The sequence below is a fragment of the Ectothiorhodospira sp. BSL-9 genome, from assembly GCF_001632845.1.
Taxonomy (GTDB): Bacteria; Pseudomonadota; Gammaproteobacteria; order Ectothiorhodospirales; family Ectothiorhodospiraceae; genus Ectothiorhodospira.
This window is the reverse complement of sequence record NZ_CP011994.1, coordinates 1,283,647-1,296,281: the sequence shown is the minus strand read 5'-3', so window position 1 is coordinate 1,296,281 and position 12,635 is coordinate 1,283,647. Positions and strand designations below refer to the sequence as shown.

At 63.9% G+C, this 12,635-nt stretch carries 7 protein-coding genes and 1 pseudogene; 2 read left to right on the top strand and 6 right to left on the bottom strand.

Going from position 1 to position 12,635, the window contains the following annotated elements; translation table 11 throughout:
• Positions 1-440 precede the first annotated feature (440 nt).
• Genes ECTOBSL9_RS06140 through ECTOBSL9_RS06125 form a run of 4 tightly spaced genes read right to left on the bottom strand, consistent with a single transcriptional unit; the run spans position 441 to position 5,009 of the window.
• On the bottom strand, positions 441-1,511 hold the full coding sequence (locus ECTOBSL9_RS06140; RefSeq protein ID WP_063464325.1) for a TniQ family protein: 1,071 nt from the start codon (positions 1,509-1,511) through the stop codon (positions 441-443).
• The gene (locus tag ECTOBSL9_RS06135; RefSeq protein WP_063464324.1) at positions 1,508-2,398 is read right to left on the bottom strand and encodes a TniB family NTP-binding protein; all 891 of its coding nucleotides are present in this window, start codon (positions 2,396-2,398) and stop codon (positions 1,508-1,510) included. The genes ECTOBSL9_RS06140 and ECTOBSL9_RS06135 overlap by 4 nt, the downstream gene beginning before the upstream one ends.
• Positions 2,395-4,329, bottom strand: a complete 1,935-nt coding sequence (locus ECTOBSL9_RS06130) for a Mu transposase C-terminal domain-containing protein (protein ID WP_063464323.1) — start codon at positions 4,327-4,329, stop codon at positions 2,395-2,397. Before ECTOBSL9_RS06130 ends, ECTOBSL9_RS06135 begins: the two co-directional genes overlap by 4 nt.
• Positions 4,329-5,009, bottom strand: a complete 681-nt coding sequence (locus tag ECTOBSL9_RS06125) for a TnsA endonuclease N-terminal domain-containing protein (protein WP_082829767.1) — start codon at positions 5,007-5,009, stop codon at positions 4,329-4,331. The genes ECTOBSL9_RS06130 and ECTOBSL9_RS06125 overlap by 1 nt, the downstream gene beginning before the upstream one ends.
• Before the next feature lie 104 nt (positions 5,010-5,113).
• Between ECTOBSL9_RS06125 and ECTOBSL9_RS06120 the strand changes: the two are divergent.
• Positions 5,114-5,797, top strand: a pseudogene (locus tag ECTOBSL9_RS06120) (ATP-binding protein); the annotation flags it as partial.
• Positions 5,798-5,870: 73 nt separating this feature from the next.
• A complete protein-coding gene (locus tag ECTOBSL9_RS06115) occupies positions 5,871-6,632 on the top strand; it encodes a 16S rRNA (uracil(1498)-N(3))-methyltransferase (protein WP_063464322.1) in 762 nt (253 codons plus the stop codon).
• On the opposite strand, the gene ECTOBSL9_RS06110 is transcribed toward ECTOBSL9_RS06115, so the two are convergent.
• Both ECTOBSL9_RS06110 and ECTOBSL9_RS06105 read right to left on the bottom strand, forming a co-directional pair.
• Positions 6,633-7,103, bottom strand: a complete 471-nt coding sequence (locus tag ECTOBSL9_RS06110) for a chemotaxis protein CheW (protein WP_063464321.1) — start codon at positions 7,101-7,103, stop codon at positions 6,633-6,635.
• A complete protein-coding gene (locus ECTOBSL9_RS06105; RefSeq protein WP_240481070.1) occupies positions 7,100-12,631 on the bottom strand; it encodes an Hpt domain-containing protein in 5,532 nt (1,843 codons plus the stop codon). Before ECTOBSL9_RS06105 ends, ECTOBSL9_RS06110 begins: the two co-directional genes overlap by 4 nt.
• Positions 12,632-12,635 lie beyond the last annotated feature (4 nt).

Genomic DNA, 12,635 nt, shown 5'->3' with positions numbered 1-12,635 from the left:
CTTGCGGTAGCGACGACAGACACTGCACGTTTCCAGATGCTGGTTACGGCACCGATCACACACCGGTTCGTCGAAACCCTGCGACGGCGACCGGCTCAGGCGACGGGACAACTGCCCGCAATTTGGGCAGGGTTTGGGCTCAGCGAAATAATGAGCGCAAGATGCGCAGACTGCCTTGTCCCCTATGATTCGGCCGGCTTTATCGATTTCCTTTCCACACCTCCAGCACGAGCGATTCTTCCGTCTACAGGAGGGGCACACAGGCTCCCCGTCGTGCTCGCGGACCCGCGCCGGTCCACCGCATAACGAACAGGCCACACGTTTGAACACCCTGTTGTAGCAGGTCCCGCAGTACGCATAGCCATTCTCGATTCGGGAGGCCCGTACCATCTCTTTACCACACTCGTCGCAGCGCCGCATTTTCTCCGAGGATGGATCTGTCATGACAGCCCCGACAATGCCCGAAGCCGTTGCGCACGCAATGCGCGGTAGGCTTTCTTGTCCAGCCGGGCAAGACGCATCAGTTTTGCATCGAAGACCTTTGGCACATACCGCCTATCGCGCTCTCCCCCTGGTGGAAGGCCCTCGACCTCCAGCCCCAGTTTTGACGGCAGCTGATTCAGGCGGCGAAATGTTCTCTGTGTCAGATGGGCGGCATTGGCACCCACCCGAAACGAGGAGGGCCAGTCGGAGAGCCATGCCGCCAGGGTTTCCATCAGAACTGAGCGATCTACAGCCCGCGCATGCTCAAACTGAAGCCTTTCGCTCCCCAGGGTGGCCGCGGGAAGACGGAACGTCTCCCGGATTGCCTTGTGCACCCCACGGGCGGTGAGGACGGACAACAGGCTTCGCACCGCAGCGAAGGCCTCCGATCGCTCGAAAGGACCCACGCCTACCCGCGAACCCACCAAGGTATCCAGCAGCATTTTCTGCCATTCCAAAACACCCGCGGCCGGCAACTCGCCACGGTAATCGCCACCCAAGAAGGCGCCACATTCATGGCAGCGTGACAAGTCCAACGACAAGGACCGATGGGGCACCACAGGGCTTCCACACGCGGGGCAGGCATCCATGAGTGGAATCCGGTGTTCGGGGCAGACGAAAACGAATCCCAGCCGCCAAGTCCGGCGGAACCATTGGCGCCCCTCCGCAAAGCACGCCGGGCAGAACTGGAGCCCATGGCGACGGCGCGTCCGGTGAAAGAGACTGACCGCCAGAAGCAGCGGCGTGTCACCGCTGCGCAGCGTGCTTCCCAAGACACGGCGAAAGGGCAGTAGCGTACTGGCCTCCAATCGCTCCGCCGGAACCCCGGCCAGGACTTCCAACTCCTTAAGCCAATCTGTATCCGCCGTCCGGTCAGTATCCCGGTCCCAGAAGTGGCGGCCTGGCCAGTAGTAGCTAAGGAAACAATACGGCGTTGTGCCATGTGCCCGCGCATTGCGAATCAGGAAGGAGGAAAGCAGTTCGTCTTCCTGCAGCTGTACACAGTAAGGCCACGTGTCACCGATCATAGGGTCTGCGCTTGCTTGCCGTAATCAGACAGCTTGACCCAATCAAGCTGACCAAGCGTCTTCAGTGTGATCTGCTCGCTGCGGTCGCGGATGGCCTGGACTGTCGCCCGTTTCAGGATCCTGGCAAGCCCTCCAATCGTGCCCCCACTCATTCCATGCAACTTGATCGCCAATTCCCTGCTGGCCAGGTTGGAGGGCTTGGCGAGTGGCAGAAGGCGCTCGAAGCTCGCGAGCAAGCGCAAAAACTCGGCATCAAGCTGCCATCGGGGCAACCCAAAGGGCTCGAAACGACTGGATAGCTGCGTGTCAGTATGCAGTGCTCGGATCGCATCCCGGGTGCCGACTGCGACGATCGGGAGTTTGAGATCGTTACTCAGGTTCTTCATCACCCCAAGGAAATGGCGCTGCTGGCGTGCATGTCCGTAGAGGAGGTTGTGGATCTCATCGATCACCAGCATGCGACATTGCACGTACGTGAGAATCGAGTGCGCTTGGTTCTTCTTGCGCTGCACAGGATCCGAGTCCCGGTGGGCGATTTTCAGAGCCAGCAGAAGTTCAGTCCAGAATCGCGCCTCGACGGGCTCCGATGGCATCCCCATGGTCGCCACCGGTACCAACGGCTCCCCGCCTGGCTGGGATACCACCGGGTGAAGCTCCCGGAACTTGTCGATGATCGTGGTTTTTCCGTTCCCGCTTTCACCCACCAGCAACAGATTCGGCATCCGTAGCGTGCGTGGGTGCGCGAGAAGATCCGAGAGGGTACGCAGCGCCTCCTGGGCCTTCGTGTAGCCAATCCAACGGTCCTGCTGCGCGAAAGCAATGCGTTCTTCCGTGGGGAGGGACATGGCGCCGCGTATAGACGGTTCCAGGTGATCCAAATCGCTCATTGCTTCACCGCAAGGTCATCAAAGGGTTGAATTGGCATCGAGAAGATGTCATCCGCGTCCGAGGGAGCGGCTGTCGGCGCATTGCCCCCGGCGGGCAAAGATTCTTGTGCCGGCGCGGGGGTATCCGCAGTCTTTTGGCGGGCCTGCGCGCTTTTCTGGGTAGTTTTGATCCGATGCTGCTGTCGGCGAGCCGCCTTCGTTTTGGTCACAGCTTCCTCGACCCTTTCGCGCATTCGGCTTATGGCCTCGAATATCGTGTCCTCGTCCACATGCGCCCGCCCTTCTTCCTTTAACCTCTGCTGAGCCGCTCTCAGCTCCCACACACTGATCGGAGGGTGTGCGGTATTTCGGTAAGGGATCTCGTAGTATTGGTGCGCCTCTGGGTCGAAGAAGTAGACCACGCTAATGTCACGCGGATCACGCCGGACAATGAACTTCCGCTTTTCCTTGGAACGCTTCGGTTCACGGGCGTTAATCCAGGGGTTGAGGACCTCGTGGTAGTAAAATATCTCGTCAACCACGATGCCGTAGGGCTGGACCGTACGCTCGACGAACGGAAGGAAGTCGAGCCTCAACCGCCGAGGGTCACTCGGAACCTCCGGTATGCCCTTTCCGGGTTGGGACGTATCCCCCAGCAAGCCGATTTCCCACTGCCGCCGGGGCGGCACATTCAAGTCGGCATGCACCCGCTGGTGGTAGACATTGACGATAAAATCGACCAAACGCTGCTCGAACTCCCTCAGGGTCAGCGCGGACTCCTTTTCGGAGTCATACCCCTTGCGCTCCTTTGGGCAAGAAAAGGTTGCGCCCGGAAGCTTGCGAAATTCCCCCGCACTGGTGCCCATCAATCGCTCAATATGGCCACCATAGTGCGGCACCTTCACCGGTCTCATCTGCAGATCTATTCCGTACTGCTCGCAGGCGTTGGAGAGCATGGCGCCACGGAATTCCTTGGCGTTGTCGCAATGAACCGTGCCGATCTTGCCCCACACCGGCCAGTCGCCCGGCACTTCAAGGTCCGCAAGGTACTCATTCTTGGGCATCATGGACCGGGCCAAACACATACCGGCCGCCACCGCGCTGGGCTTTTCCATGGACACATAACAGCCGGTAACCATCCGGCTGTAGACATCAATCGCCAACGTGATCGTAGGGCGCCCCATGGGCTGGCGGGTGCCCTCCTCAACCACAATGATGTCGGCTTCGGTATGATCGATCTGGACGACCGCGAGCGGAAACTCCGCGCCGGGGAAATTCCCCCTGATTGGGGTGTACAGGTTTCGCGCCTTGTCTCCCATTCCTCGGGCCCTTAGAACCCGCTTTGGGCGCAGCCTCTTCAGGCGATTCCGCACGGTATTGGCGTGTGGAGGCTTGATGCCAGCGTTGCGGCACAGAAGGGCGACATGGTCCACCACGTCCTGAGGCTTCTGCCGTTGCTTGCTCAGATAGATCTCCTGAATTGCAGCCTCAATGATCTCCTCAAGGTCAGAATCCAACCCCGTCTGCCCTGGCTTGCGGCCACGCTTCTGAGGAACAAGCGCAGAAAGCTGTCCCGACTCGTTGTAGGCGCGGATCCAGTCGTAGAGCGTTCCGGTAGCCACGCCCTCGACCTCTGCCGCCTGTCGGACCTTTTCCCGTGTTCGCCCAGGATCATCAAGTAGTGGCTTGATCACCGCGAACCGGCGCTGAGCTTCCTTCCAATCCTCATCGCAGATGTCTTCGATATCGCGTCCAGCGGCCACGACGCCATCAGGCAGATCCTCATCCTTGAAGGGCCTAATTAGATCGACCCGAAGCCGCTCAACCGCGTTGGTTTCCAGGTTCTTGGCAAGAACACTGTCTACACCGAGCATGTGCGTGATCTTGAAGCGCTTGCCCTGGGAGATCACAAATGACCCGGGTTTCATCGAAAGGAATGCTGGCTCGCTCATCAGAGGCCATCCTCCAGCGTTGTCCAGATGGGCGTTGCCATCGTGAGGGGTTCGTAAAGATCCGCATGGATCCTTCGGGTCGCGACCAAGCGCCAAAGGCTCGAGACGGCCTTGATCCTGTTCTCCAGGGTCCAGTAGGCCGCCGCCAACAACGATTCCGGCGTGGTTTCACCAAGGGTGACGAGCGTCTTGATCAGGTGTTCGTCGATGGCCGGTGTCCACTTATAGTCTCGATATGGTCGCAGAAACCTGGCGTTGGCCAGATAGGCCCCGCCTCTGATTTCGACCTCCGTCGCGATCGAGAAGCGCATGCCATTCTGCTTGGCGTACCGTATAGCGGCCCGAAAGCGCGGCTTCAGTGAAGTCCACTCGTCCTTCAGGTTGGCACGGTACTTCACCTCAAAGATCACGCGTTCGCCATCCCCGTACTCCACGAGGAAGTCGGGCGTGTAGTGGCGTTCCCGACCGTTCGCATCCGTGAACGTGATGCGACACGGCTGCTCCAGAACATCCTCCACCGCCAAGTCAAAATCGAGCAAGACCAGGAAATCCCGCTCCAACGAGGACTCGAAGGGGATCGATTTTCCACCAAAGGCGACCCGCCCAGTCACGCTCCGGCGGCTCGTGCCGATGGAGCGCACAGGGCGCATCGAAGTCAGTCCGTTAATTTCTTGTTCCATGCCAATCCAGTCCGGCTTATTCCTGTTATCTGGTCAGGTCAATTCATGTAAAAATCACCGTATGTCATTGATCTATGATAGCTGCAATCGGCATTTTTTGTGGAATTCACAGTGGCTCACGCCCCCGCCCCGGGGAGATTTCCCTGGCCCACAACGGCATCCTGTTCCTGGATGAGATGGCCGAGTTCGATCGCCGGGTGCTGGACGTGCTGCGGGAACCCCTGGAGACCGGCCAGATCACCATTTCCCGGGCGGCACATCAGGCGGAGTTTCCCGCGCGGTTTCAACTGGTGGCGGCCATGAACCCCTGTCCCCAGGGATATGACTGCGACCTGGGGCCGCAATGCCGCTGCACACCGGAGCAACGCAGGCGTCAGCGCGGGCGCATCTCGGCGCCCCTGCTGGATCGCATCGACCTGTGCATCGAGGTGCCGCGCCTGCCCCGGGATCTGCTCATGGACGCCGGCCCCACCCCGGAGTCCAGCGCCACCGTGCGGGCCCGCGTGCTGCGTTGTCGCAACGGCCAGTTGGCGCGACAGGGCTGCCTGAATGCGGCCCTCTCCGGCCGTGAACTGGAGCGGCTGACCGAACTGAGCCCCGAGAACCGACGCCTGCTGGAACAGGCCATGGACCGGTTCCGGCTGTCTGCGCGCAGCTATCACCGCATCCTGCGGGTGGCCCGCACCCTGGCGGACATGGACCAGCAGGCCACCATCCAGCAGACGCATCTCATGGAGGCCCTGAGTTACCGGGCCATGGACCGCTGGCGGGAAGACACGGGCGGGTGATCCGGGACTGGAGCACGGCCGGCACAACGGGTAAGGTGAGCCGCCTCCCTGTGACAGCCACCGGACCCTGGCCATGCGCATCCCACGCTGCTTCATCGATCAACCCCTGCAAACCGGCGACGAGATCGCCCTGGACGAACGCGCCCACCGGCATGTGGTGCAGGTGCTGCGGCTGCGGGTAGGGGCACCGCTGATACTCTTCAACGGCCAGGGCGGCGAATATGCCGCCACCCTCACCCAGGCCGAACGCAGGGCCTCCCGGGTGCGCATTGATGAACACCAACCCCGGGACACCCGCCCGGCCCTGCGCGTGACCCTGCTGCAGGGTATCGCCAAGGGGGACCGCATGGACTACAGCCTGCAAAAGGCCACGGAACTGGGGGTGAGCCGGATTCAGCCGCTGGTGGCCAGGCGCAGCGTGACCCATGACGACCCGAAACGCATGCAAAAGCGCCTGGACCACTGGCGTGGAGTGATCATCAGCGCCTGCGAGCAAAGTGGTCGCACGGACATCCCGGAATTGCTGCCCCCCCTGCCCCTGAGCCAGTGGCTGGACGAGCAATCGGAGCGCGAGGCACAGGAAGTCGCCTCATGGTCGCTGGTACTGGACCCGGAGGCCACATCAGGTCTTGGGGATCTGGCGGCATCCAGGGATCAGCCCCAGGCGGTCACGCTGCTGATCGGCCCGGAGGGCGGGCTGGAGGAAGGCGAGATTGCCCAGGCCCGTCACTGCGGCCTGAGCCCGGTGCAACTGGGCCCCAGGGTGCTGCGCACGGAGACCGCCGGTGTGGCGGCCCTGGCGATCATCCAGTCCCTGTGGGGGGACATGGGCTGATCAAAGCCCCTGAAGCCCCGCCTGGAGCATATCCTCCATCATCTCGAAGGCGGGGATGATGCACAGCACCCCACTGGCACGCACCCGGGCGGCAATCACCGGCGGGTCCTCCTCGCGGCGCGGTTCCAGTTCGATATCGGCGGGGCTGAGCTTCACGGGGTGGGGGATGCCCCGTACCTGCAGGCCATAATAGTCCAGGCCCGCATGGCGTTCCACCCCATGCAGCACCACGAAACGGTTGATGCGGGTCTGACGCTCCTCGGGCACCTGCAGCAGGGTGTCCAGGGAAACGATGGGGACCTGGGCCTGGCGCCAGTCGAACACCCCGCGCAGCCACGCGGGGGCACCGGGCACGCCCCGCACCACCTGCTGGGTCACCACTTCCACCGCCACCGACTGGGGCAGCAGCAGGTTCTGCTCCTGCAGGGAGATGATGAAACAGTTGACGCTGTCCGGTTGTTGGTCGCTCATCGGGTGCCTTGGGCCTCCAGCAACCCCTGGATGTGGCTGAGCAGGTCGGCTTCCTGATAGGGCTTGCCCAGGTAGTGATTCACGCCGATCTCCATGGCCCGCTGCCGATGCTTGTCGCCGGTGCGGGAGGTGATCATGATGATGGGGATGTGGTTCAGGCGCACATCGTTACGCACATGGGTGGCCAGTTCAAAACCGTCCATGCGTGGCATCTCGATGTCCAGCAGGATCAGGTCCGGCACCGTGTCCTGCAGCAGGGCGAGGGCATCCAGACCGTCCTTGGCGGTCAGCACCTGATAATGGTGGCGCTCCAGGGCCCGGGCCGTCACCTTGCGGATGGTGATGGAATCATCCACCACCATGATGGTGGCCCGGGACTCCTCCGCTCCGGGCTGACCGTCGCCGTGATAGACCAGCTGCACACCGGCACCGGCCCGCACCAGGGCGGGGATATCCAGGATCATCACCACGCGCCCATCCCCCAGGATGGTGGCGCCGGAGATGCCCTTGACCTTGGCCACCTGGGGGCCCACGGACTTGATCACCACCTCCCGGCTACCCTGGAGGTTATCCACCTGCAAGGCGATGCGCACGTCACCGGATCGCACCAGCAGCACCGGGAACATGGTATCCGGGTTGTGCAGCAGGGGCTGGGAGACATCCAGCAGGGCGCCCAGGTGCTTCACCTCATAGTGATTGCCCGCGTATTCGTAGCGGGGATCTTCCTCCGCATACAGGGCGGCCAGGTCCCGGGCACGCATGCGCACGATGCCCTCGATGCTGGACAGGGGCACGGCGTAGACGTCCTCCCCGGTCTGCACCAGCAATGACTGGGTAATGGCCAGGGTGAAGGGCAGACGCACGGTGAATGTGGTGCCCTCCCCCTGGGTGCTGTCGATGGCCAGCACGCCACCCAGTTGCTTGATCTCGCTGTTGACCACATCCATGCCCACCCCGCGACCGGAGATCTGGCTCACCTGATCGGCGGTGGAGAAGCCGGACTCCAGGATGAACTGCATCAGGTCGTGGTCCGACAGGGACGCCAGATCACGCACCATCCCCAGGCGTTGCACCTTCTCCCGCACCATCTCCAGCGGAATACCGGCGCCGTCATCCTTCACCTGCAGAACCACTTCGGACCCTTCACGGCTGACCCGCAGCAGGATGCGGCCCACAGGCTCCTTGCCCTGGGCGAGGCGCTTTTCCGGGGGCTCGATGCCGTGGGCGATGGCATTGCGCAGCATGTGCTCCAGGGGCGCCACCATGCGCTCGAGTACGGAGCGGTCCAGTTCACTGGCCTCCCCCTCGATGTCCAGTTCCACCCGCTTGCCCAGCTCCGTGGCCGTCTGGCGCACGATGCGGCGCAGTCGCGGCGCCATGGTGTCGAACTGCACCATGCGGGTGTGCATCAGCCCTTCCTGCAGCTCGGTGGAGACGCGGGACTGCTGTTGCAGCAGGGTTTCGGAATCGCGCACCTGATCGGAGAGCAGATCCTGAATACTCACCAGGTCGTTGACACTCTCCGCCAGGGCCCGGGACAACTGCTGGATGTTGGAATATCGATCCAGTTCCAGGGGATCGAAGTCCTCCTGCCACTTGGCATCCTCGCCTTCCTCCTGTTCGTGGCGGAACAGGATCTGGGCCTCGGTTTCCATTTCCAGCTTGCGCAACTGCTCGCGCAGCCGGGCGATGGTCTGGGACAACTCCCCCAGATTGAACCCGAATGCGGTGATCTGCTGCTCCATGCGGGCATGGTAGATGCTGACCTCGCCCGCAAAGTTGACCAGGTTGTCCAGCACATCGGCGCGCACCCGCACCTGTTCCTGCCCCCCGGCGGCCGCGCGTGTGGCCGGAGCGGGCTCCGGCTCGGGCATGAACGGCTGTGGGGGTGGGATGGGCACGGATGTTTCGGGTGCCTGGACCGGGGGTGGGGTGACGGCCGCTTCCGGCATCTCATCCGACGCCGGCTCCTCGGCCTGGCCGACCTCGCCCGCGCGCATATCGTGCAACTGCGCCACCAGTTCGGGAGCCGTCGGGACAGGTTCGCCTCGCTGGGCCCGCTCCACCATGCTGGTGAGGCGGTCAACGCCCTGGTGGACGGTGTCCAGCATGCTGGACTGCGCCTCGCGTTCCCCCTCGGAGATGGCGATCATCAGGCTTTCCAGGGCGTGGCTCAGGTCGGCGATGGCGGTGATCCCCGCCATGCGCGCGCCCCCCTTGAGGGTGTGGAGCTGTCGCTGGAATTCGTTGATCAGTTCCCGATCGTCCAGGCTCTCGCCCCAGCGCTCCAGGGTGGTATCCACCTCGTTGAGGATGTCGCTGGCCTCTTCCAGGAAGATGTCCATGAGCTCATCGTCGGGTTCCTCGGCGCCTTCCGCTTCGGCGACTTCCCTTTCGGCGGAGGCTTCATCGTAACTGCGGGCCTGGCGGGCCTCTTCCTGTCGGGCCAGCGCCTCTTCGTACAACGCCTGGAAACGGGCCTCCAGTGCCGCCCCATCGGGCACCCAGGTCCCGGCTGGCTGCAACAGGGCGTCCAGCACGACGCGCACATGGGTGAGCATCTGCTCCAGTTCATCCAGCGAGTCTGCGGGCAGGCGCGGGTTATCGCCCTCCCCCACGGCACGCAGGTAGCGCTCGCAGGCGCTGCAAACACCGGAGACTTCGGGCACGTCGGCGGCGCGGGCGCTGCCATTGAGGGTGTGAACGGTGCGCTGCAGGGATTCGCTCACCGGCAGTCCCTCCGCCTCCCGGCGGCCCTGGGCGACCAGGTCTTCCAGGGTGTGCAGATGCTGCTCGGTCTCGGTGCGGTAGATATCGAATAGCACCGGATCCATGCGCGGTTCCAGGGCCGGCTCGGCATCCGTGGAGGGCGCGGGCGCCGGCTCTTGCTCCACCACCTGGGGAGAGTCGACTGCAGGCAGGGTCGTGGGCCTGCCCCCCTCACCCGATGCCAATTGCCGCGCCCGATCCATCAGGGCATGGACGTTGACGTCCGGGTCCCCCTCCCCACGGATCTGCCCCACCAGTTGGGGCAGGACCGCCAGCGAGGTCTCGGCGAGATTGAGCACCGCCTCGTCCACGGGAATGGCCTGGTCGATGACACGGTTGATCAGATTCTCGTTGACCCAGGCAAACTCTCCCAGCAACTCCGCGCCCACCAGGCGACCACTGCCCTTGAGGGTGTGGTAGGAGCGCCGCATGGTGGTCAGGGCCTCTTCGTCCTGCGGATGGGCCTGCCAGCGGGGTAGCCAGGTCTGCAGGCGCTCCAGTTCCTCGGCAGCCTCCTCCAGGAAGATTTCCAGGATGTCATCGTCGGGCTCACCGGCGAACACTGCCAGGGATTCGGTGCCATAGAGCGCGCCGCCGGCGGTTTCGGGCTCGGGCTCGGGCTCGGGCTCGGGCTCGGGCTCGGGCTCGGGCAAAGTATCTGCTGGCGCTGCCTCATCGGGCAGTCCCTCAAACAACGCGGTTTCCGGTTCCTCGGGCTCCAGCGGCTCCAGCCGCAGGGTCTGATCCTCCCACTCGGGCATGGCTTCTTCAGGGCCCCCTTCCGGAGGCGCGTCGGATTCGCCCAGGAACGACGGCGGCCAATCCTCCTGTTCCTCGGGCAGACGACCTGGCGTCACCAGGGTGCGATCCTCATCCCCGGTATCCGTCAGCACGGTCTCCGGTTCGACCTCCTCGGGCGCCGTCTCCGCAGGTTCCAGATCCGGCAGCTCCAGCGCCCCTTCGGCCAGGAGTGTCTCGTCCAGGTCTGCCGGTTCTTCCGGTGCCTGCGGCACCTCGGGCAGATCCGGGAACAGGGCCTCCGTGGCCTCGTCCGTCATGCCCTCGACGCCCAGACGGGCCAGGGCCGAGCGGCCCAGTTCAATCATGGCGTCCGGATCCCCCTGCCCCGAGTCCAGGTCCTCCAGGTAGCATTCCACCGCGGTGATGGCATCGGCCAGGGTGGACAGGGCCTCATCCGTGGCCACCTGGCTGCCGCTCATCAGGGTGTTGCTCAGGTAGTCCCGGATGCCCTCCAGCAGGGCCACACCATCGTCCAGGCTGAGGATGGACAGGGCCCCGGCAATGCCATCCAGATGCCCGGGCACCTCGTCCAGGGCCTGCAAGTGGGTGGGGTCCTGGGAAAAGGTGATGATGGCGTCCTTGGCCCGGTTCATATCGGCCAGGGCCTCGCGGATGAGGGCCCCCAGCACCGGGCGGGAGTCCGTCGGTGACAGGCCGCCCAGCCTGGGCGGCAGGCGTCCGACCGCTGGCTCCGGCCCCGGACCGGCCTCGCCCGCCACCGCCGAGCCGATGGCAGCCTCCACATTGAGCATCTCGGCGGCCGCCTGCATGAGCACCTGCTCGTCGGCCTCGCTTTCGCCACGGGCAATGGCGGCGAGGATCTCCGCCTCGCGCAAGGCAATCTCCCTGGGCTCGGTCATGCCCAGCATGGCCAGGGTGTCGGCGATGCCATGCAGCTTTTCCACCAGGGGCTCCAGATCCGCGCCGCGGCGCCCCCCGGTATGCATGAAGACATCCAGACTGTCCTTGACGTCGGCCAGATCCTCGCGGATCACCTTGGCAACGGCACTCATCAGTTCCTGATTGGGGGCACGCAACCCCTCCAGGGCAGCTTCCAGATCCGCCTCATCGGGCACCAGCTCGTTGAGTCGGTAGGCCTGCTGGATCGCCCGCACCTGCTCCCCATCGGAGCGGGCCCGGGCCACATAGTAAAGCAGGTTGCGCACCAGTTCCTCGGGGATCCGATCCGCCATGGCCTGTTCCCCCTGATCGATCAGGGTGCGGATCTGACGGTCCAGGGTACCGAGCAACTGCTTGACTGCGGCGCCGGGCTCCAGACCTCCATCGGTGAGGGCCTCGGTGACGGCAGCGGCGATGGAAAAGAGCCGGCGCAACGATGCCTCGCGGGCATTACGGCGCAACCCGCCGATGACCCGATCCATGCGATGCAGGCCGGCCTTGGCATTCTGGCCCCGCAATACGGCCAGCAGGCCCCGCTGATAGTGGTGACGGTGGGTGCGCGCCCATTCCCGGACATCCTCCTGGGGTTCGGCGGCAGATTGACCCGGCAGGGCATCGCCTTCGACCAGGTCCGGGAAGAACAGCACATTCTCGCTGAGCAGACCCGCCTTGCGGATGGTGCGCAGATCATTGAGCAACGGCAACAGGACAATGGGGATGTCACGGTGGCCGGTCTGGATGTGCTCCAGGTAGTCGGGCAATTGCAGGATGGCCCGCATGAGCACCTCAAAGGCCTCGTCACGGCTGGTGACCGTATCGTCCTCCAGGGCTGCGGTAAGCGCCTCCATCTCGCGGGCCAGCATGGCGGCGCCATACAACTCCACCATCTGCAGGGTGCCTTCCACCTGCCGCAGCCGCGCGCGGGTCTCCTGCACCCTGTCGGTCTGGGCACTGTCCTCCAGATAGGCTTCCAGGGCGACGCGGGCCTCCACCAGCAGCGCATCCAGCTCCTTCTTCACCCAGTGCAGGGCACTATGTTCTCGGCTGTCTTCTCTCATGGCC